We start from the raw sequence: 20,669 nt of genomic DNA, 5'->3' as shown, positions 1-20,669 counted from the left end.
GCTCTCTCCATGTCCGACACTGCCGCAACCCTGTTGATCGTCGACGATGAAACCCATGTGCGCAAACTGCTGCAGATCCTGCTGCAGAATCAGGGTTATCAGACACAAACCGCCAGTTCGGGGGAAGAGGCCCTCGCGATGATTGCGCAACAGCCGCCCGACCTGATCCTGCTCGATATCATGATGCCGGGCATGGACGGCTACGAAGTCGCCCGCCACCTGAAAACCGACAAGGCCACCTCGAACATTCCGATCATCATGCTCTCGGCTTTGGGGGAGCACAGTGCGCGTATATCGGGCCTGGAGGCGGGGGCTGAAGACTTTCTCAGCAAGCCGGTGGAAAGTGCCGAATTGTGGCTGCGGGTGCGCAACCTGCTGCGGCTCAAGGCGTTCGGCGACTACCTCAAAAGCCACAGCCTGATGCTCGAAGAGCAGCTGCAGCAGCGCACCATCGACCTGGAGCGCTTTCGCTCGGCGATGGATGCCTCGGGGGACGCGATTTTCCTGGTAAACCGCAGCAGCATGCAGCTGATCGAATTCAACCGGCGGGCCTGCCAGGTGCTGGGTTACACCCCTGAAGAGCTCCTGCGCATGACACCTGCGGACCTCAGCGATCAAACCATTGAAGAGCTCAAGGGCTTGTATGACCAGATCATCGCCGGCGCAGGGCCGCTCGAGCCTGCGGAGTCGCGCATCCGTTGCAAGGACGGCAGTTACCTGGAGGTGGAAGTCCATCGCCAGGCCTACAAGACCGGCGACGACTGGATCATTGTCGGTATCGCGCGCGACATTACCCAGCGCAAGGAAAACGACCAGCGCATGCTGCAAATGGCCCACTACGACACCTTGACCGGCCTGCCCAACCGCAATCTGTTTTTTACCACACTGGAGATGGGGCTCACCCAGGCGGCGCTCAGCGATTGGCAGTTGGCCGTGGTGACGGTTGATCTGGACGATTTCAACAACGTCAATGAAACCTGGGGCCACCTGCTGGGTGACCAGATGCTGGCTGAGCTGGCTCAGCGCCTGACTGGCTGCCTCAACGTCAGCGATACCTTGGGGCGCTTGCACGGTGACGAATTCGCCCTGATCCTGATGCTCCGCCAGGGCCAGGCGGACCCGCTGCAAACCGTCGAACGCATCCGTGAAGTGCTGCGCCTGCCGTTTCAGCTCGACGGCCAGGACACTTCGATGACCGCCAGTATCGGTATTTCCCTGTACCCCAACGACGCCGCCGATGCCCAGAGTCTGATCAAGCAGGCCAACACCGCCAGGCACCGGGCGAAGAAGATCGGCCGCGATACCTACCGGTTTTATACCGCGCAAATGAACGTGGAAGCATCGGCGCGCCAGGAGATGGAAAACGCCCTGCGCGAAGCCGTGCAACAGCAGGCGTTCGAACTGTTCTACCAGCCCAAGATCGACCTGGAAGACGGCGCGGTGTGCGGGCTCGAAGCCCTGTTGCGCTGGCCACGGCCGGGACAGGCCAATGTGTCCCCTGCGGTGTTCGTACCTATTCTGGAAAGCATGGGGCTGATTACCGAGGTGGGTAACTGGGTGATCACCCAGGTCTGTCAGAAAATGGCCGAGTGGCAACGTGCGGGGCAGGGGCCGCTGCAGGTGGCGGTCAACGTGTCCGGCCAGCAGATCATCGAGGGCGACCTGATCGCCAGCATCCGCCAGGCCCTGATCGACAACCAGATTGAACCACGCTGGCTGGAAATCGAGCTGACCGAAAGCTCACTGATGGAAAATACCGCCCACACCATCGCCAGCCTGCAAACGCTCAAACAACTTGGGGTCAAGGTTTCCATCGACGACTTTGGCACCGGTTATTCCAGCCTGGCTTACCTGCGGCGATTCCCGATCGACAAACTGAAGATCGACATCGCCTTCATCCGCGAGGTGACCAGCAACCCCCAGGACGCCGCGATTGCCCGGACCATTATCGAGCTGGCTCACAGCCTTGATCTGCAGGTCATCGCCGAGGGGGTAGAGACCCCCGAGCAGCTGGCATTCCTCACGGAAAACGGTTGTGACCAGGTGCAGGGTTACCTGTTCAGCCGGCCCTTGCCAGTCCCGGAGCTGGAGGTGTTCCTGCGCGAGCAGCAGGCATCCACCTGAGTAAGATGATACTCAACATAAAAATTTGAAACCTTTTGCCGTGGATTGCAATCCATCGCCCATAGGGGAGCAATTTTGCGCTCGCCGTCAGGTGGGCAAAAAGCAAAGGTTGGCTTTACACAAGACGACGTTGCCCGGTGCACGAAGGGCAGTCTCACAACGAGCCGGACTCAACATGCCAACTAATCACTTACCAGGCGCCGGCGCTGGCTTCCTGGCCTACGACACCCATCGGCTCGCCCTTATAGAGATAGGCGAGCGGATTCGCGACCTGGATGACACGCCCGCGTTAGCCTATGCGGCAGCGGAAATACTCGGGCGCACATTGCAGGTCAGCCGGGTCGGCTACGGCACCATCGACCCGGTGGCCGAGACCATCACGATTGAGCGCGACTGGAATGCGCCGGGGATTGAAACCCTGGCTGGCGTCTTGAGTTTTCGCGAATACGGCAGCTACATCGAAGACCTGAAAAAGAGCGAGACCGTGGTGGTGCGCGATGTCGGCGAGGACCCGCGAACTCGTGACAGTGCCCAGCAGCTCAAGGCGATCAGCGCCCAGTCGTTTATCAATATGCCCATCACCGAGAAAGGCCGGCCGGTGGCGCTGCTCTACCTCAACCATTGCGAGGTTCGCGACTGGTCGGATGATGAGCTGGCGCTGATTCGCGAAGTCGCCGAACGCACGCGCATGGCAACCGAACGCTGCCGTGCCCGGGATGATCTGCGCGATTTGGCCGCGTCCCTTGAGCATCAGGTGCAGGTGCGCACGGAGCAATTGCGTCAGTCGCAGAAGATGGAGGCCGTGGGGCGCTTGACCGGACGCTTTGCCCATGACTTCAACAACCTGTTGACCGTTATCCGGTCCTCCTGTGACTTGCTCAAGCGCCCTGGCAGTTCCGAGGAACGCCGTCTGCGCTTGGTCGACGCGATTTCCGAAGCCGTGGAAAGAGGCAGCAGCCTTACTGGTCAGTTGCTGTCATTCGCCCGCCGTCAGGCGCTCAATCCGTCGGCGCTGGATGTGAATGCCAGCGTCACGGCCATCGCCGACGCCATGACGTTGCAGGTTGGATCGGGTATCAACGTCGTCATCGATTTGCCCGAAGAATGCTATGCGATTCTAGCTGATCCAGGCCAGTTCGAAGTGGCGCTGCTCAACCTGGCCAACAATGCCATTGAAGCCATGAACGGCCACGGTGAACTGGTCATCAGCGTAGCCGCGGCCGAGCGTATTCCGGCGACCCGGGGTGACCCTGCGATCGAAGGCAACTTCATTGCCATCGCTGTCAGCGACAACGGCTCGGGCATTGCCCCGTTTTGTCTCGAAAGGATTTTCGAACCTTTTTTCACGACCAAGACCGTTGGCCAGGGCACCGGCCTGGGCTTGAGCCAGGTGTTCGGGTTTGCCAAGCAGTCTGGTGGCGAGATACGCGTGGACAGTTGCCTGGGCCAGGGCAGTGCCTTCACCCTGTATTTACCTTGTGCGTAAGCGAGCGAGTGGATAGCCCGAATCGGAAAATGGCGTTAGCATCGTAGACCTTCGGCCGATGGCCTGTAGTTCAGATCAGGGTTTCATTGTGGAAAAGCTAAAACGCCTTCAAAGCGGAATCGAGGGGCTTGATGCTCTGCTCAAGGGTGGGCTTGTCGCGGGTTCGTCCTACATCATTCAAGGACGCCCGGGCTCTGGTAAAACCATCCTCGCCAACCAGCTCGGGTTTCATCATGCGCGCAATGGCGGCCGGGTCCTGGTCGCCACGTTGCTGGCCGAATCCCATGATCGCCTGTTTCAGTTTCTCTCGACCCTGAGCTTCTTCGAGCCGGCCCGGGTCGGCGCCGAGATTCAGTTTGTCAGCGCTTTCGACACCCTGGAAAACGAAGGCCTGGACGAAGTGGTCAAACTGCTGCGGCGTGAAATCAGCCGACAGAAGGCCACGGTGCTGGTGGTCGACGGCTTGCTCAATGCGCGCTCCAAGGCCGACTCACCCATCGACACGAAAAAATTCATCTCCGAGCTGCAAGGCCACGCCGCCTTCGCTGGTTGCACCGTGCTGTTCCTCACCAGCTCCCGGCTGGATGACGGCAGCCCCGAGCACACCATGGTCGATGGCGTCATTGAGATCGGTGAAGAGCTGTTCGGCACCCGTTCCGTGCGGCGCATCCAGATGCGCAAGACCCGGGGCAGCGGCGCGCTTACCGGCCTGCACGAATGCGAAATCACCGATGACGGCCTGGTCGTCTATCCACGTTTGGAAAGCCTCTACAGCCATCCGTCCATGCCCGACAGCGCAGACCTGACGCGCATCCCCAGCGGCATTGGTGCGCTTGACGGTCTGATCGGCGGCGGGTTGCACAGTTCCTCCGTGACCTTGGTGATGGGCCCTTCGGGGGTCGGCAAAACCACCCTGGGCCTCAAGTTTCTTGCTGAATCGACGGTGGACGCCCCCGGCCTGCATTTCGGTTTTTACGAAAGTCCGCAACGGCTGCGGCTCAAGGGCCAGTCGTTGGGGATCGACATCAAGGGCATGGAAGAAAGTGGCGCGCTCAGCATTGCCTGGCAGCCCACCACCGAGGGCTTGATCGACAGCCTGGGTGCACGCCTGCTGAGCATCGTCGAGCAGAAGGGCATCAAGCGCGTGTTTATCGATAGCCTCAGTGGTCTGGCACGGGTGTCGACCACGCCGGCGCGGATCACTGATTTCTACAGCGCCCTGATGAGCGAACTGCGCGCCCGGGGCGTGACGGTATTCGCCTCGTGGGAGATGCGTGACCTGTTCGGTTCCGAGGTCAGTGCGCCGACGCCGGACCTGTCGAGCATCGTCGATAACCTGATGCTGATGCGTTTCTTCGAGACCCAGTCTGAACTTCGACGACTGCTTTCGATTCTCAAGGTACGAGACAGCGGCTATGACCCCTCGCTTCTTGAAGTGGTTATCCATGAACACGGCGTCGAACTGAAAAAGGCCTCACGACATGCAACGGCAGTCCCCAATGATTCTGCGTTGCCCGGTTCAATTTCCTAAGTCTGTGAGTCGGGTTGAATTGACATGACCACCATCCTGGTCGTCGACGACGAGTACTTGATCGCTGATATCCTCGGCTACGCGCTGGAGGATGAGGGGTTCATGGTAGTAAAGGCCAGCAATGGCCAAAAAGGGCTTGAGGTGATGGAGCGCGAGCGTCCTTCGCTGGTCATTACCGACTTCATGATGCCGGTGATGGACGGCCTCGAATTTGCCAAGGCGGTTCGGGCACTGCCGGTGGCCAGTCAATTGCCGATCATCCTGATCAGCGGTGCCCAGGCCCACATCGGCATGCAGCGCTCGGACCTGTTCGATGCGGTGCTGGAAAAGCCGTTCAATATTGACCTGGTGATCGCCAAGGCGCGGGAGCTGCTGGCGTTGAGCTGACCGGCCTGGCAAAACCTGCCGCCACCCCCAACTCCCTGATGCATCAATTCCGGCACTCCGACAAGACCACCTTGCAGGTCCTGGGCGTGCCGCCTGATCGTCCGGCATAACGAGCGCAGTTATTCAGCGACTTCTGCCGGGCGATGCTCAGGGTAGCCCCCCACGCCAGGCCGCCTTCGCCGGCCGTGGGCAAGGCCTTGGCATAGCAACTTGAACCGACGTTCGAAGCCGCGTAGCGAGCCGTGGTGGTTCCGCCGGAACAACCGGCAGTCAGCGCCAGGTTAATGGCGAGCAGGGAGGGTATGACCCAGGTTGAGCAGGGATGCGCTGTTTTGGCGGTCATTCCCATGTCCCCTGTAGCGACGTGATGGTGACCTGTTTAGCGTAGTCGGTTTATTTTCTACGCAATATTGAGTTTTCATTCCTGTAATGACGATGCCTACTTTGGCGCGCCGGTCATGCGATAAGTCAGCAAAACGATGCCGGTGACCACAATCACCCCTCCCAGCACCTGCCCCGCGCTGAGCATTTGATCCAGCACAATCCAGCCCATCAGCAGCGTTGCCAACGGCTCGATGTTCATGACCGGAGCATTGCGTGGCATGTTCAGTCGAGGCACTGAAATGAACAGCACGATAAAACCGGTGCCATAAAGCACCACCAGAGTGGCGAGGGCCAGCCATCCGGTCGAGGTTGCGGGCAGGTTCAGTCCGCCTGGCAGGGCGCCGGTCAGGCCCGCCAGATTGACGCTGCTGAAGACGATAAAAATGGTCAACAGACTGCGCACCGAACCACGTACCTGCGCCAATTTGTGGTCGGTGATCCACAACGCGCAGGCGAATACGCTGGCGGCGCAGAACGCGAGTGCGACGCCCAGGAGCCATTCCGGGCTGACGTCGCTGGTGGTCGAAAGGCGCCCGGGGACGTCGAGCACAAACACCAGCCCCACCAGAATCAAACCCATCAACATAGCGGTGCGCGCGGTTGGTCGCGGGCCGCCCATTGCCCATGTAAGCAACGCCAGCAGGATGGGGAACACGTTTGCCACCAGCAGCGCCAGTGCCACCGGCACCCGCGCGACAGCCGAGTACAGGCACAGGCTCTGCGCGGTAATCAGGAGGCCCAACAGCAATTGCCAGCGCCAGGCACCTGCCGGCAGACGCAGACTCTGTTTTTGCCACAGCACCAGGATGGCGAGTACCAGCAAGGTCCCGCCAGAACGCAGCAAAATCGCCAGCAACACACCCGCGCCATCATCGAAAGCGACCCGTGCCGCCACATGGTTGCCGGCGAACGCACAGCCCATGCACAACAGAATGATCACGGCGAGATGGCGGGGGAAAGGCGCCGGTAGGGTTTGGGCAAGGGCAGGGCGGGGCATGGCAGATCTCGAAGGGTGACAGGCCAACTCGGGATGGCTCGTGGGTTTTTATTATGTTGTCGTACAACTGCTTCGATTTGTACCGTATTCAGCCAGGCCGGGCAAGAGAGTTTTTGAGCGATGAAGGCTTTAGGATTGAGCTAAGTTGAATTTTTCTAGTGCTTTGGCAAAGCTGTAGAGGTCGTATGACTTCGTTAGGTCAGTTTCTGTACCTCAACGCTTCCACCAATGCAGAAAACGCTGCAGACGTCTGGCGTCTGTTGGGATAGTACAAATGGTAGCCCTGGAACTCAGGGCACCAGTCGGCCAGGACCTCCTGGAGTCGGCCGTCGGCCAGGTACGGTGCAACCAGTTCTTCGGGTACGTAGGCCAAGCCAATGCCATCGGCGGCTGCGTTGAGTACATGCATGATGCTGTTGAACACCAGTTGGCCGTCGACCTTGACCGTAAAAGCCTTGCCATCGTTTTCGAATTCCCAGGCGTAGATCGCCCCGGATGGTCGGTGGCGGATGTTCACGCATTTATGTCTGGTCAACTCATGGGGGGTTGTGGGAGCCGGGTTGCGGGCGAAGTATTCTGGAGAACCCACCACGGCCAACCGCCAATCCGGGCCTATGCGAACGGCGATCATGTCTTTGCTGATCGATTCGCCCATTCGGATGCCGGCATCAAATCGCTCCTCGACCACGTTGGTGAAGCCATAGTCGACGTAGAACTCCAGCGTGATATCCGGGTAGCACGTCAGGAATTCTGCAAGCATCGGCCGCACGCACAATTCAATCTGATCGTCAGTACAGGAAATACGAATCGTGCCACTGGGCTTGTCCCGCAGCTCGCCCAGCGCTTCAAGCTCGGCGGTAATCTGGTCAAAGAGCGGGGCAATCGAGCGCATCAGCCGTTCCCCCGCCTCCGTGGGCGCCACATTGCGTGTCGTACGGGCCAGCAGTCGTATCCCCAGTCTTTGTTCAAGTGCGCGGATCGTATGGCTTAGCGCAGAAGGCGAGACGCCCAGTTTGGCGGCGGCTTTCGTGAAGCTCTGATCTCGCGCTACTGCCAAAAAAGCCTGCAGGTCGTTGACTTTGGTGTTGGCCATTACTGAATTTTTCTCAAAACCGCATGAAGATTATGACTACTAATCAAGATATTCCCGATCAGTCAAGCTATGTCACCTACGGGCGATGGCTTGGATGGCCGGTGCGGGTCAGGTGCATCGGTATGACCGCGTGGACTTGATTCCCTGGACCCGGCTCAACGCCTTTTTTACCCGGCAGCTGACGGTGGTTGGCTAACCGGGCAGGGCTGCACCCCACAACGTTTGGATGAGAGGTTTTTGCATGACGGCTCAAGTATTCGACACCCCGGAAGGTGATGTCTCAGCCCGGCCTGGGACTGGCGAACAGCCGGCCTGCTGGAGTGGCATTTTTGCGATGACACTGTGCGTATTCGCGCTGATTGCCTCGGAATTCATGCCTGTCAGCTTGCTTACGCCGATTGCCTCGGACCTGCAAATCAGTGAAGGGCTGGCCGGTTACGGGATCGCCATATCCGGCGCTTTCGCGGTGCTGACCAGCCTTTCGATTTCCAGGCTGGCAGGCTCGCTGGACCGCAAGACGCTATTGCTGCTACTGACCGGGATGATGTGTATTTCGGGGCTGGTGGTGGGCCTGGCGCCAAACTATACGGTGTACATGATGGGGCGTGCGCTGATCGGCGTGGTGATCGGCGGGTTCTGGTCGATGTCGGCGGCAATGGCCATGCGCCTGGTGCCTTCCCATAGCGTGCCCAAGGCTCTGGCGATCTTCAACGGTGGCAATGCGTTGGCAACCGTAGTGGCCGCACCGCTGGGAAGCTATCTGGGCAGTGTCATCGGTTGGCGGGGCGCTTTTTTGTGCCTGATTCCGGTCGCGATCATCGCGTTGATCTGGCAATGGATCAGCCTGCCAGCCATGCCGGCGGCGCCGCGCGAAGCGGGTGCTGGCAATGTCTTTCGATTGTTCAAAAAGCCATTGGTCAGTTTCGGCATGTTGAGTGTGGGCCTGTTCTTCATGGGGCAATTTGTGTTGTTCACCTATCTGCGCCCGTTCCTGGAAAGTATCACGGGTGTAGATGTCTCCCTGTTGTCGATGATCCTGCTGGTCATCGGAGTGGCGGGTTTTGTCGGGACCCTTGTGATCGGCACATTCCTGAAAGCCGGAATGTACCGGGTACTGGTCTGCATTCCACTGTTGATGGCCGCCATTGCACTGTCCTTGATTGTCCTCGGCGACGGAGTCGTGGCAGCGTTTGTATTGCTGGGTCTGTGGGGCCTGATCGCAACGGCGGCACCGGTGGGGTGGTGGTCATGGCTGGCCAAGGCATTGCCCAGGGACGCGGAAGCCGGTGGCGGCCTGATGGTGGCCGTCATTCAGCTATTCATCGCGCTGGGCTCCACCCTCGGCGGGCTGCTGTTCGACGCAAGCGGCTATCGCCTGACATTTCTCGCCAGCGCCATCTTGCTGGTGCTGGCGGCAGTGTCGGCCTTTTTCACATCGCGAAAACAGCTTTGATGGAAGGTGGATTTGATCAAGGCAGGCTAATGTCCGCCGCTTGAAACCCTCAAGGCAACCGTTCAATGGCAGAATCTCCCGAACTTGATCTTTTTGGAGACCACCATGCTTCGTGGATTTGAACGAAGGCTCGACCCTTTTCCTCCCGACGAGGTACCACCGCCACCCGCGGGGCTGGCGCGGTTCCTGTGGGCATGCACACGGGGCGCGCGCGGTTATATTCTTGCGTTTGCGCTGCTGAGTGCCGGTGTGTCGATCTACGAAGCCTGGCTGTTTTCTTTCCTCGGCCAGGTCGTGGATCTGCTCTCGACCTGGAAAGCCGGCGGTGATGCCGCGGCCCAGGAAAGTCGCGTGCTGTGGGGCATGGGCATCGTAATGGTGACCAGTGTTGCACTGGTGGCGTTGCGCACCATGGTGCAGCACCAGATATTGGCGATCAACCTGCCGTTGCGGCTGCGTTGGGACTTCCACCGCCTGATGCTGCGGCAGAGCCTTTCGTTCTTTTCCGATGAGTTTTCCGGCCGGGTCACCACTAAGGTGATGCAGACTGCGCTGGCCGTGCGCGACGTGCTGTTCACCCTTATTGAGATCGTCCCGGGAATAGGCGTGTACTTCATCGCGATCATTGCGCTGGCCGGCGGCTTCGCACTGAAACTGATGCTGCCTTTCATTGCCTGGATCCTGCTGTTCGGGCTAGCCATGCTCTATTTCGTACCCCGTTTGGGCAAAGTCGGGCAGGAACAGGCGCACGCGCGCTCCTCGATGACCGGGCGTATCTCCGACGCCTATACCAACATCACGACGGTCAAGCTGTTCTCCCACTCCAATCGTGAAGCGCACTTCGCGCGTGCAGCCATGGAGGATTTCAAGCTGACCGGCTTTCGCCAGATGCGCCTCGTCAGCCAGTTCGAGATCGTCAACCAGGCATTGGTGGTGGCCTTGATCATGGCGGCCGGCGGCTATGCCCTGTGGCTATGGCACCAAGGCGAGGTCGGCGCCGGTGCCGTGGCGGCCATCACCGCCATGGCGTTGCGCATCAATGGCATGTCGCACTGGATCATGTGGCAAATGACCTCTCTGTTCGAGAGCATCGGCACCGTGCAGGACGGCATGTCCACACTGACCCACGGCCCCAAGGTGCAGGACGCGCCGGACGCAGGTGTGCTGGTGACTTCTGGCGGGGCGGTCACTTTCGACAACGTCAGCTTCAACTACAACGGCGAGCGCCAGGTGCTCGATGGCCTGAGCCTGAACATCCGCGCGGGCGAAAAAATCGGTCTGGTTGGCCGCTCCGGGGCAGGGAAGTCGACGCTTATCAACCTGCTGCTGCGCTTTTACGACGTCGACAAAGGAGAGATTTGCATCGACGGGCAAAACATCGCACACGTCACGCAAGACAGCTTGCGCAGCGCCATCGGGATGGTCACTCAGGATACTTCCCTGTTGCACCGTTCCATCCGCGACAATATCGCCTACGGCCGACCTGACGCGAGCGACGCGCAAATCCGCAGTGCTGCGGCCAGTGCGCAGGCCGATGAGTTCATCAGCCAACTGAGCGACCGACAAGGCCACACCGGCTACGACACCCTGGTAGGCGAGCGCGGCATCAAGCTTTCGGGCGGCCAGCGCCAGCGCGTCGCGATCGCCCGGGTGATGCTCAAGAACGCTCCGATCCTGCTGCTTGACGAGGCCACCAGTGCACTGGACTCGGAAGTCGAAGTGGCGATTCAGGAAAGCCTCGATGACATGATGCAAGGCAAGACCGTGATCGCAATCGCCCATCGGCTGTCCACGATCGCAGCCATGGATCGACTTATTGTCATGGATGACGGCCGTATCATCGAGCAGGGCACTCACAGCGAACTGCTCGCTAAGAACGGCATCTATGCGCGGCTGTGGCATCACCAGAGCGGCGGTTTTCTGGGGGAGGATCGAGGGGTGGCCGAGTTTATGGAGCAGGAGTGAGCGTGAAGTGTCCGGCGCGTTTATTCATGCGCCGTCTCCGCACCGGCCGCTGACCACAGTTCGTAAGCTTCTTTCATCCTCTGCCAGGTATGCGCGTCGGCGGGGATGAGGTGCTCGATGCGCAATGAGGCCACGGTGATATCGAGCGGCATGCCGAACGTTGTAAAGGTGGATAGGAATCGCAGTTCCCCTTTGTTGGTGCGCACTCGGGTCAGTATCAAGGGTGACGATGGTGTGTCCAGCGGGATGTCTGTCGGCCCTGCCAGGTGCTGCATAAGACGCGCCAAGTCGGGATTGCTGATGGCTTCCCTGGCGGCGCGTTGCCACGCAATAGCCCGGATTTCCTGTGCGTTCACCAGACAGTCTCCCAAGCCGCCGGGACGCAACAGGGTGTCGAGCAGGTTGAGACGTCGCCTCATGCCACCGCCGCCTTGTAGGAGCTGCCGAAGGCTCGGGCCGCGTTCGGCAGCTCCTACAGGGAATGTTGCAGCACAACATTCATCGAGCATCGCGAATGCGTGCGGAAAAGTTCGGTATCCCGTGTATGTCACCACCTGGGGCGATCCGAAATCGGAGGACAATAGATCCGGTTCCTTTTCCGATAACGTGCATCTCGCATTGGCCTTCTTTTTGGTTAGCAGTGGACGGTCAAAGGTTCTGATAGATTGGGACAAATTTGCTATCTGTTCGAGAAACACAATCCATGAGAGTTATTCGTAGCAAGGATTTCACCGCCAGTCGCGCCTGGGGCGCTGACGACATTGCTAACATGGGTGGAACCACCGTCCGCCTCCACTGGACCGACCAGCCGTACAAATGGCATGTCAATGATGGCGAGGAGGTATTCGCCGTCCTCGACGGCACGGTAGATATGCATTATCGCGAATCAGGCATCGAGCGCGTCGTGACATTGGTGGTGGGCGACGTGTTCTTCGCAGGGGTTGGATGTGAGCACGTTGCGCATCCTCGTGGAGAAGCGCGGATTCTGGTTGTCGAACGTGAGGGCAGCGTTTGAACGACCTAAGCTTGCGCTCATCACTATCAGCGGCTCTGACAGATCATTCGGGATCGATAGCGTGCATTGGCGACAGGTCGCTCCTGGCAAAAAAGCTTCCGGTCATCAGAAGCTATTCTGAGCCAATTACTCCGTTCATGAAGACTCTCACGTAAGCCTCATGAAGGGATTCTTCAGCGGAACGTAAGAAACACGTAACCGCCCCTGGTCATGCAATCCTCGATTCATACAAACTCCGGCAATACTCTTTGTCCAACCCCCCCGTTTTTCTCCCACCCCGCGCCACCTAACATCGCCCCCAAGCCGCCAGCAATTACGCTTCGCGGCTTCCTCAACGAGGCGGTGAACATCATGACCTTCAAGAAAACAGCCCTGCTCATACTTTTCGGCACCTTCGGTGCACACGCCTATGCGGCGGACAACGCCGAGTCCAAAACCATCCCAATCGAGACCTACGACTACGCAACCAAACTGGACATCGAGCACGTCATCTCCATCAGCGAACCAGCCAACGAGTGTGCCCCGGTGCCGGTTCGGATGACTTATGAGGACTCTTACGGCGAGCGCCATGTTTTGCAGTATCACGTGATGGGGACCGGCTGCTCAAGTTGAGTCCGGTGCTGGCGTTGGAGGGTCGACACTCCATGCCGCTACGCTCAGTTTCCTGGTCCGATGATGTGTTCATCCGATGCCAGTCGCTCTGGTATCGACTGCTTGAGAAATTCCACCCAGGTTTTGATTTTCGCATCGACGAACTTGCGCGACGGGTAGATCGCGAACAGGTTCAACTCTTCCATCCGATATTTCGGCAAGACCCGCACCAGCGTTCCCGCCCTCAAGCCGTCCACGGCCGATGCAACCGGTTGTATGCCAATTCCCATGCCTTTGTTGATCGCGATGGTCATGCCGTCAGCGGTGTTGATGTGCAAGGGCGACACCGGAATGTTGATGGTTTCCATGCCTTCGGGCCCTTCGAATGTCCAGTTTTCCTCCGGCATCACTGTGTTGACGATGCGCAGGCAATCGTGTTCGCCGAGTGTGGCGGGGGAGTCGGGGGTTCCGCGTTTTTTCAGGTAGGCCGGCGAGGCGCACAGCACGCTGTAGGTGGTACCCAGCCGTTGTGCAACGAAGCCGGAATCGGGCAGGTCGCGGGCCAGGACGATGGACATGTCGTAGCCTTCCTCGAGCAGGTCGGGGACGCGATTTGTCAGGGTCAGGTCGAACATCACGGTGGGGTGGATCTCGCGGTATCTGGCGATGGCGTCGATCAAGTAATGGTTGCCGATAGCCGACATGGTGTGGATTTTCAGGCGGCCGACGGGAAGGGTTTGCGCGGTGCCAGCTTCGTCGTCGGCGTCGCGCACGTCGTCAATGATCTTTTCGCAACGTTTCAGGTAGCGCATGCCGGCCTCCGTGAGGGCCAGACGTCGAGTGGTTCGGTTGATCAGGCGCGTGTGCAGCCGGGTTTCGAGGGCGGTGATGGTTTTCGAGACGTTGGTCGTGGTGGTATCCAGCAATTGCGCAGCGGCGGTGAAGCTGCCGCTTTGGGCGACGCAGACGAAGAAGCGCATGCTCTGGAAGACGTCCATCGGGGTGCTCCCGCAAATTCACTGGAAAAATAGATAGATGGCCTCGCTCGGAGGCCGTCTATCTATCGTGTGTCACTTCTTGCGTGGAATAAACCCCGGCACCCCTGTCTCCACCACGGAGTTGAAACGAATCCGCGTGGTGATCTCGTCCTTGATCTCCCGCATGGCGCGCTGCGGCAGGGTGCTGATGTCGAAGTTCTCCTGAATGTGCCCTGGCGTCGCCGAAGTGGTGAGAAACGCTGTACCGCGCTGCACAGCCCAGGCAAGCAGCACTTGTGCCGGGGTCTTCTGCACGCGCTTGGCGATGCCGGTGATCACCGAGTCCTCCAGCACATTCGGCTGCATGCCATGGCCCAACGGGGCGAAGGCGAGGACGAGTATGCCGTGCTGTTTGCAGAACTCCAGCAGCTCCCATTCAGGCAAGTACGGGTGCGATTCGATCTGCACCACGGCCGGCTTGATCCGTGCGGCGGCGACGATTTCCTTGAGAGCGTCGAGGGTGATGTCCGAGAGGCCGATGGATTTGCAGCGACCCTCATCCACCAGGTTCTCCAGGGCGCGCCAGGTATCGATCAACTTGACCTCGCCGTCGTAAATCACATGCCCGTACACGTCGCGAGGGTCCTGGTCATCACCCGCCTGGAAAGCGAACGGCGTGTGAATCAGGTAGCAATCGATGTAGTCGACTTGCAAGCGCCGGCAGCTCGCTTCGAGTGCTGCTTCGACTCGCTCCGGACGGTGGTTGGTGTTCCACAGTTTAGTGGTGACGAACACGTCTTCGCGTCGGATCAGACCGGCGGCGAACACCTGCTGAAAGGCCACGCCGATCTGTTCTTCATTGCGATAGCGCTCGGCGCAGTCGAAGTGGCGAAAGCCCACTTCCAGGGCGCATTTGACCGCTTCGGTGGTGGTGCTCAGGTCGCGGAACAGCGTGCCGAATCCCACCGCCGGCATCGTGCCAGCGCCATTGTTCAGCGGTAAACGGGTGTCGCGTAGTGCATCGTGAAAGGCTTCGTAGGTCATGGCGTTTCTCCGTCGTTACAGCGGTTGTTGAGCGAGGGATTTCGCAGCGGCGTGGGCGGCGACTTGTTGCTTGAACACGCCAACCGAGTGGCCGCCGAGCGCGACGAACAGGTGCACGCTGTCGAGGTATCGCGCGGTCCGGGCCTGGATCTGGCCGAGCAGCGCCTGCTGGTAGGCGCGCTCGGCTTCGAGCACCTGCAGCACGCTGTTTTCTCCCTGCACGTAAGCTTGTTGGTTGAGCCGCAAACTGCTATCGGCGGCGCGCAAGGCGTCGTCCTGGAACTGGCTCCGCTCCGCGCCGTGGTTGATCGCCTGCAAGGTGTCCGCGACCTGACCGAACGACTGAATCAGCGTCTGTTGATAGCGGGCGAGTGCCGCGTTGTAGCCTTCGACGGCCGCCTGACGTTCAGCTTTGAGCGTGCCACCATTGAAGATCGGCGCGGTCAGCCCCGCGGCGAATCCCCACAGTGCGGCGCCCCCGTTGCCGGATGCCGCTTGCGCTAGCGAGGCGGACAGCTCGACATGCGGGTACAGATTGGCGGTGGCGACACCCACGGCGGCGCTGGCGATGTGCAGTTCCGACTCGGCTTGCAGCACATCCGGCCGGCTGTGGGCCATCTCCGACGGCAGACTGACCGGGATGCTCTGCGGCAAGTTGAAGTCATCGAGGCTGAAGTCGGGGGCAATCCAGTCCGCCGGACCTGCGCCGGCCAGAATCGACAACGCATGACGTGCGGCATCGCGCTGCTGGGCGAGGGGCGGCAGCAGGGTGCGATCCTGGGCGAGGCGGGTTTCGGCCAGGGATACGTCGATCTGGTTGGTGCTGCCGCTCTGATGGGCGCGGCGGATCAGGTCGAGATTCTTCGTGTCGTTGGCCAGCAGGGTTTCCACGGCCTGGATCTGCGCGTTGGCCGAGGCGAGCAGCAATGCCTGACTGGCGACGTCTCCGGTCAGCGTCAGGTACGCGGCTTCGTAGCGATGGGTTTGCAGAGTGGTCAGTGCTTGCTGCTGTTCGACCCGCCGTTTGTTGCCACCAAACGCATCCAGATCAAACGCGACTCGTGGACCGATTGCGTAGAAATTTTCCACCACGGGTTCCGGCCCGTTGTGCGTGCGTTGGCGTCCGGCCTGGCCGGCGAAATCCACTTGCGGATACAGCGCGCCTTCAGCGGCTGCCACCGAGGACGCGGCTTGGCGAATGGTGGCGTCGGCAGCAACCAGTTCGAGGTTGCCAGCGATGGCGCGACGCACCACTTGATCGAGCTTCGGCGAGTGAAACGCCGACCACCAGTCACCGTTGAGGCGTTGGCCCATGTCGAAGTGCTGAGCCCCCGGCGCGCCCTGTGTCTGCTCGGCCTGCTGGTCGTAGTGTTGCGATTGACTGACATCGGGTCGCTGAAAGTCCGGCCCGACAGTACAGGCCGACAGCATGACCAGCGCCGCCAACAGGGTGATTTTCGTCGGCAACGATTGCCGCGAGATGAAGCGCGTAAAAGATTTCATGTTCCAGACTCCACTAACATTAGTTGGCCGCAACGGGCTTGCGCAGGAACAGCACCAGTGGACTGGCCACCAGCATCGCCACTAGCAGAATCTTGAATTGGCCCATGACCGCGATAAACGCCGCTTGATGGGTGATCAGATGGTTCAAGCCCTCGAGCGCTGGCGGGGACGTCGGCAGCGAATGGCGATAGGGCGTCAGCTGGCTGGCCAGCGCCGAGTGCATGGACTGGGTGTTGTTGAAGAAGTAGATCTGCACCACCGCCACGCCAAGCGTGCTGCCGTAGACGCGCATCAGGTTGAAGAAACCGGTGGCTTCCGGGCGCAGCTGCGGATCGAGGGTGCTGAAGGCGACTTTGCTCAGGGCCGGCATCAACATGCCGAGTCCGGCGCCCTGGACGAATCCGCTGACGGCCACGGGCGTCCAGTCCATCAGTGGCGAGTAGCCGAGCATCAGCCAGTTGGCGTACACCACGAGCGCGATGCCGAGGACAACAAACAACCGAGGATCGATCCGCGTCGGCGCCCGGCCCATCAGCAGGAAAGCGCCGACCAGGCCAATGCCGCGCGGTATGGTCAGGAACCCTGTGGTGTCTGGCGGGTAACCGAGGATTTCATCGAGCATCGGTGAGGTCAGCGCCATGGTCGACAGCAACACGAAACCGAGGGCGAAGAAGATTGCTGTTGAGCACAGGAAGTTGCGGTCGGCGAACAACCCCTTGCTGAGGAAATGCACCTGGCGCGTCAGCACATGCACCACGAACAGGTACAGCCCGAGCGCGCTGGCCAGCGCTTCGATCCAGATCTCCGGCGAGTCGAACCAGTCCAGCCGTTCGCCAGGGTCGAGGAGCATTTGCAGCCCGATCATGCCGAGGGTGAAGCTGGCAAAGCCGAAGAAATCGAATGCAGGACGCTGTGCGGCTTTCTTCTCGGAGAGCAACAGTGTTACGACCATGAAGATGTAAGCGGTCAGTGGCAGGCTCAGGTAAAACATCGGTCGCCAGTCGAAGTACTCGCAGATCACACCGCCGATGCTCGGACCGCTGACGATGCCGAACAATACCAGCGCCGTCCATTTCGGGCCGAAGCCCTGGTGGCGTGCGGCGGGCAGCGTCTCCATGGCAATAGCCATCGACAACGGCGCCAGCACGCCGGCGGCGAGGCCTTGCAGGATGCGCGCGGCGATAAACGTCAGCGGCGTGTCGGCCAGGGTAACGAGCCACAGGCCCGTGGCGAACGCGGCGAGCGCAGTCTGATAGACAAGCTTCAAACCAAAGCGCCCGGCCAGCCATTGAGCGACCGGCGTGGTGATGGCGCTAGCGGCAAGGTACGCGGTGAAGATCCACCCGGCCTGGTCGTCGGTCATCGACAGGCTGCCCTGAATCAGGCGCAGTGCCGCGTTGGGCAGCGGCAGGTTGGCCGACTGCAGGTAGGTCGCAAGCAGGGCGACGAAGCGCAGGGCGCGGGCGTCGGCTGCCGCCGAAGTGGTGGTATTCATCAGAAGTCACCTGCGCTCAGCAACGACTTGAGGGGATGCCACCATGGCGTACGGTGCCCGGTGTCGACCCGGACCGTGGCGCTGGTACCGGAAAACAGCGGCAGGCTCGGATCAAGCTCATCCAGCTCCAACCGTACCGGCACCCGTTGCACGACTTTCACCCAGTTACCAGTAGCGTTCTCCGGCGGCAGCAGAGCAAAGTCGGAACCTGCGCCCGGGCTCATGCTGGTAACGTGGGCCTTGAACTGGCGATCCGGATAGGTATCGATCGAAATGGTCGCGGCCTGCCCGGGGCGCATGTGCGTGACTTGCGTCTCGCGGAAGTTGGCTTCGACCCAGATCTCGCGGTTGGAAATCAATGCGAACGCGGGCGCGCCGCTGTTGAGGTAGTTGCCGACTTGCAGATCGTCGACCTTGGCAACGATTCCGTCGTCCGGTGCGGTCACGGTGGCGTAGGACAGGTACAGTCGCGCCTCATCGAGCTGCGCCTTGGCCTCGCGAACGGTCGGGTGGCTGTCGATAGCGATGTTCGCGTTTCCGTTCAGCGCGACCACCGTGCTGGCGATTTGTTGTTCAATCGAGGCGATGCGTTGGTGCGAGACTTTAAGGTCGGTTTCTGCCCGTTCGTATACCGCTCGTGAGACGAAGTCGGCGGCTACCAGGGCTTTTTTGCGGACGAACTCTTTCTGGTCGTAATCCTCCGACGCCCTGGCCGATTGCAGTTCGGCCTGTTGCTGGCGATAGCTGGCCTTGAGGCTGTCAATGCGCAGCCGGGCGTTACCCAGTTGGGCTTCGGCGCGGTCGACGGCGATCTGCAACGGCGCCGGATCGATGAGAAACAGCACCTGGCCCTTGTGCACCGATTGGTTATCTTCCACCGCGATCTCGACCACTTGCCCGGAAATCCGCGCATTGATCGAGGCTTTTGCGACCCGGGCGTAGGCGTTATCGGTGGAAACGAAGGGCTCGTTGGCCAGGTAATAGTTGCAGCCCAGCGCTGCAAACAGCGCCGGGAGGCCGGCCATGAGCAGCGGCCGAAGCTTCTCCTTGAACTGCTTTTTTGGCGAGGTGCCACCCAGGTCAGGACCTGGATGTTGTTGGGCGTTTGTTGCCGAGAGATCGAATTGCTTAGTCATGATCGAATCCACCTGTAACCGGGAAATCGGGCCGACCTGTGCGCAATCGCCAGCGGCCCCGACATCATCATTGCCGTGAGTAATCAAGCCCGTGCGCGGCGGGGGGAGGGTGGCTCCGTTGCCGCTGTTTTCGTCGTTGCCAGACCCGGTTCGAGCTCCGCTACAACAAACTGCGAATCAAGGAATTTGTGTTTCCTCAATTTTGTGCGATGGTGTAAGAATATGGGTGACTAACCCTTCCTGCAAGGAATTTGTACGATATGGCACAAAATAAAACGACGGAAGGAAAAGGCCGCGGCCGTCCCCGCGCCTACGATCCGCAGACCGCGCTGAACCAGGCGCTAGGTGTGTTCTGGAACACCGGCTATTCGGCGGCTTCGCTGGATAGCATCGCCAGCGCCGCCGGAATGAACCGGCCGAGCCTCTATGCTGCGTTCGGCGATAAACACGCGCTGTATATAAAGGCGCTCGACCAATATTGGGAAACTGCCCATGCCACGATGCAGGCCGCGCTGAACAACAGCGACCTGACGCTTGCGCAAGCGCTGATAGCCTTCTATGAGGGGCAACTGGCGATTTACTTCTCGGGTGACGGCCAGCCTCGTGGCTGTTTTGCGATTGGCACGGCGACCACTGAAGCGGTCGAGGATCTGCAGATCCGCGAAGTGCTGTCACTGCGACTCAGTCAACTGGATGCTGATCTGGAAGCGCGGCTGCGCAAGGCCGTCGCCTCCGGCGAGTTGCCAGGCGATGTTGACGCCGAATCCCTGGCGGTACTGGCGTCGTCGTTGCTGCACAGCATTTCAATCCGCGCCCGCGCCGGCAAATCCCGCGAGGAACTGAGCGCGCAGGCTCGTAATGCCGTTCGCGTCATCTGCGGCTGAGAGGTGTCAGGTGGGAGAGGGGCTTGAGGACATTCTGGCCGAAAAACTGTCAGTGGTTTTTTGCGGCATCAATCCCGGACTGTTGGCCGCCGCCCAGGGGCATCACTTCGCAGGGCGGGGCAATCGCTTTTGGCGCACATTGCATCTGGCCGGGTTCACCCCGCATGTAGTGTGCGCGGTAGACGACCACTCGCTTCTGCAATACGGCTGCGGATTGACCGCCGTCGTCGAGCGGCCGACGGCGCGGGCGGATCAGTTGTCGGCTGATGAATTCAGCGCTGTAGCTGTCGGGTTCAAGCAGAAGATCGCCCGCTGTGCGCCTCGCTACGTGGCGTTTCTTGGTAAAGCTGCATACGCCGGATTGTCCGGGCGAAAACAGCTGCAATGGGGGCTTCAGGCGGAGACGTTTGCTGGCGCGGCAGTGTGGATTCTGCCGAACCCCAGTGGACGTAATCTGGCTTTCAATCTGGAGCAACTGGCGGCGGCGTATCGAGAGCTCTACCGGGCATCTGTGGTTGGAGCGCGGGTGGCCGATTGAGCGCAAAGACATAAACGTGAAACATATCCGCCATTCCATCAGCGCTGCCCATGCGGCGCAATCCCA

At 60.2% G+C, this 20,669-nt stretch carries 18 protein-coding genes and 1 pseudogene; 10 read left to right on the top strand and 9 right to left on the bottom strand.

The features are described 5' to 3' along the window. Positions 1–9 precede the first annotated feature (9 nt). The 4 genes from AAEZ09_RS24590 to AAEZ09_RS24575 all read left to right on the top strand — a co-directional run bounded on the left by AAEZ09_RS24590 (position 10) and on the right by AAEZ09_RS24575 (position 5,528). Positions 10–2,124: an EAL domain-containing response regulator gene (locus tag AAEZ09_RS24590; protein WP_350601144.1), complete on the top strand. Its 2,115-nt coding sequence runs from the start codon at positions 10–12 to the stop codon at positions 2,122–2,124. Positions 2,125–2,299: 175 nt separating this feature from the next. After that, the gene (locus AAEZ09_RS24585; protein WP_350601142.1) at positions 2,300–3,610 is read left to right on the top strand and encodes a sensor histidine kinase; all 1,311 of its coding nucleotides are present in this window, start codon (positions 2,300–2,302) and stop codon (positions 3,608–3,610) included. Positions 3,611–3,698: 88 nt separating this feature from the next. Beyond that, positions 3,699–5,141 carry an ATPase domain-containing protein gene (locus AAEZ09_RS24580; protein WP_045059064.1) on the top strand — a complete coding sequence of 481 codons (1,443 nt, stop codon included), beginning with the start codon at positions 3,699–3,701 and terminating at the stop codon, positions 5,139–5,141. A 24-nt stretch (positions 5,142–5,165) separates the two neighbouring features. Further along, positions 5,166–5,528: a response regulator gene (locus tag AAEZ09_RS24575; protein ID WP_350601141.1), complete on the top strand. Its 363-nt coding sequence runs from the start codon at positions 5,166–5,168 to the stop codon at positions 5,526–5,528. A 43-nt stretch (positions 5,529–5,571) separates the two neighbouring features. Here the strand turns inward: AAEZ09_RS24575 and AAEZ09_RS24570 are convergent, their stop codons facing one another. The 3 genes from AAEZ09_RS24570 to AAEZ09_RS24560 all read right to left on the bottom strand — a co-directional run bounded on the left by AAEZ09_RS24570 (position 5,572) and on the right by AAEZ09_RS24560 (position 8,002). Next, complete coding sequence (locus tag AAEZ09_RS24570) at positions 5,572–5,871, bottom strand: hypothetical protein (RefSeq protein ID WP_350601140.1); 300 nt, start codon at positions 5,869–5,871, stop codon at positions 5,572–5,574. A 96-nt stretch (positions 5,872–5,967) separates the two neighbouring features. Beyond that, positions 5,968–6,909, bottom strand: coding sequence for an EamA family transporter (locus AAEZ09_RS24565; protein ID WP_045059054.1), 942 nt, complete (start codon positions 6,907–6,909; stop codon positions 5,968–5,970). 199 nt (positions 6,910–7,108) lie between these two features. Further along, positions 7,109–8,002: a LysR family transcriptional regulator gene (locus tag AAEZ09_RS24560; protein WP_350601139.1), complete on the bottom strand. Its 894-nt coding sequence runs from the start codon at positions 8,000–8,002 to the stop codon at positions 7,109–7,111. A gap of 241 nt (positions 8,003–8,243) precedes the next feature. Here AAEZ09_RS24560 and AAEZ09_RS24555 point away from each other — a divergent pair, with 241 nt between their 5' ends. Both AAEZ09_RS24555 and AAEZ09_RS24550 read left to right on the top strand, forming a co-directional pair. Beyond that, positions 8,244–9,455: an MFS transporter gene (locus tag AAEZ09_RS24555; RefSeq protein WP_045059056.1), complete on the top strand. Its 1,212-nt coding sequence runs from the start codon at positions 8,244–8,246 to the stop codon at positions 9,453–9,455. Positions 9,456–9,560: 105 nt separating this feature from the next. Then, on the top strand, positions 9,561–11,420 hold the full coding sequence (locus tag AAEZ09_RS24550; RefSeq protein ID WP_350601138.1) for an ABC transporter ATP-binding protein: 1,860 nt from the start codon (positions 9,561–9,563) through the stop codon (positions 11,418–11,420). A gap of 20 nt (positions 11,421–11,440) precedes the next feature. On the opposite strand, the pseudogene AAEZ09_RS24545 reads toward AAEZ09_RS24550, so the two are convergent. Further along, positions 11,441–11,827, bottom strand: a pseudogene (locus tag AAEZ09_RS24545) (helix-turn-helix domain-containing protein); the annotation flags it as partial. Positions 11,828–12,123: 296 nt separating this feature from the next. Between AAEZ09_RS24545 and AAEZ09_RS24540 the strand changes: the two are divergent. Together AAEZ09_RS24540 and AAEZ09_RS24535 are read left to right on the top strand one after the other, a co-directional pair. Continuing rightward, positions 12,124–12,435, top strand: coding sequence for a cupin domain-containing protein (locus AAEZ09_RS24540; RefSeq protein ID WP_045059058.1), 312 nt, complete (start codon positions 12,124–12,126; stop codon positions 12,433–12,435). Between the two features lie 351 nt (positions 12,436–12,786). Beyond that, the gene (locus AAEZ09_RS24535; protein ID WP_350601136.1) at positions 12,787–13,047 is read left to right on the top strand and encodes a DUF2790 domain-containing protein; all 261 of its coding nucleotides are present in this window, start codon (positions 12,787–12,789) and stop codon (positions 13,045–13,047) included. A gap of 44 nt (positions 13,048–13,091) precedes the next feature. Here the strand turns inward: AAEZ09_RS24535 and AAEZ09_RS24530 are convergent, their stop codons facing one another. From AAEZ09_RS24530 to AAEZ09_RS24510, 5 genes are all read right to left on the bottom strand, one after another. Continuing rightward, positions 13,092–14,024 carry a LysR family transcriptional regulator gene (locus AAEZ09_RS24530; RefSeq protein WP_350601135.1) on the bottom strand — a complete coding sequence of 311 codons (933 nt, stop codon included), beginning with the start codon at positions 14,022–14,024 and terminating at the stop codon, positions 13,092–13,094. 72 nt (positions 14,025–14,096) lie between these two features. After that, a complete protein-coding gene (locus AAEZ09_RS24525) occupies positions 14,097–15,047 on the bottom strand; it encodes an aldo/keto reductase (protein ID WP_350601133.1) in 951 nt (316 codons plus the stop codon). A 15-nt stretch (positions 15,048–15,062) separates the two neighbouring features. Further along, positions 15,063–16,550, bottom strand: a complete 1,488-nt coding sequence (locus AAEZ09_RS24520; RefSeq protein ID WP_350601132.1) for an efflux transporter outer membrane subunit — start codon at positions 16,548–16,550, stop codon at positions 15,063–15,065. Positions 16,551–16,569: 19 nt separating this feature from the next. Further along, on the bottom strand, positions 16,570–18,045 hold the full coding sequence (locus tag AAEZ09_RS24515) for a DHA2 family efflux MFS transporter permease subunit (RefSeq protein ID WP_350601131.1): 1,476 nt from the start codon (positions 18,043–18,045) through the stop codon (positions 16,570–16,572). Continuing rightward, positions 18,045–19,181: an HlyD family secretion protein gene (locus AAEZ09_RS24510; RefSeq protein WP_045057892.1), complete on the bottom strand. Its 1,137-nt coding sequence runs from the start codon at positions 19,179–19,181 to the stop codon at positions 18,045–18,047. The genes AAEZ09_RS24515 and AAEZ09_RS24510 overlap by 1 nt, the downstream gene beginning before the upstream one ends. Positions 19,182–19,441: 260 nt before the next feature. On the opposite strand from AAEZ09_RS24510, the gene AAEZ09_RS24505 reads away from it, so the two are divergent. Continuing rightward, a complete protein-coding gene (locus AAEZ09_RS24505; protein ID WP_350601130.1) occupies positions 19,442–20,065 on the top strand; it encodes a TetR/AcrR family transcriptional regulator in 624 nt (207 codons plus the stop codon). Beyond that, on the top strand, positions 20,040–20,603 hold the full coding sequence (gene mug, locus AAEZ09_RS24500) for a G/U mismatch-specific DNA glycosylase (protein ID WP_236695827.1): 564 nt from the start codon (positions 20,040–20,042) through the stop codon (positions 20,601–20,603). The genes AAEZ09_RS24505 and mug overlap by 26 nt, the downstream gene beginning before the upstream one ends. Positions 20,604–20,669: the final 66 nt, after the last annotated feature.

Source organism: Pseudomonas sp. 65/3-MNA-CIBAN-0223, assembly GCF_040310425.1.
Classification (GTDB): domain Bacteria; phylum Pseudomonadota; class Gammaproteobacteria; order Pseudomonadales; family Pseudomonadaceae; genus Aquipseudomonas; species Aquipseudomonas gregormendelii.
This window is presented reverse-complemented; position numbering and strand designations above follow the sequence as displayed.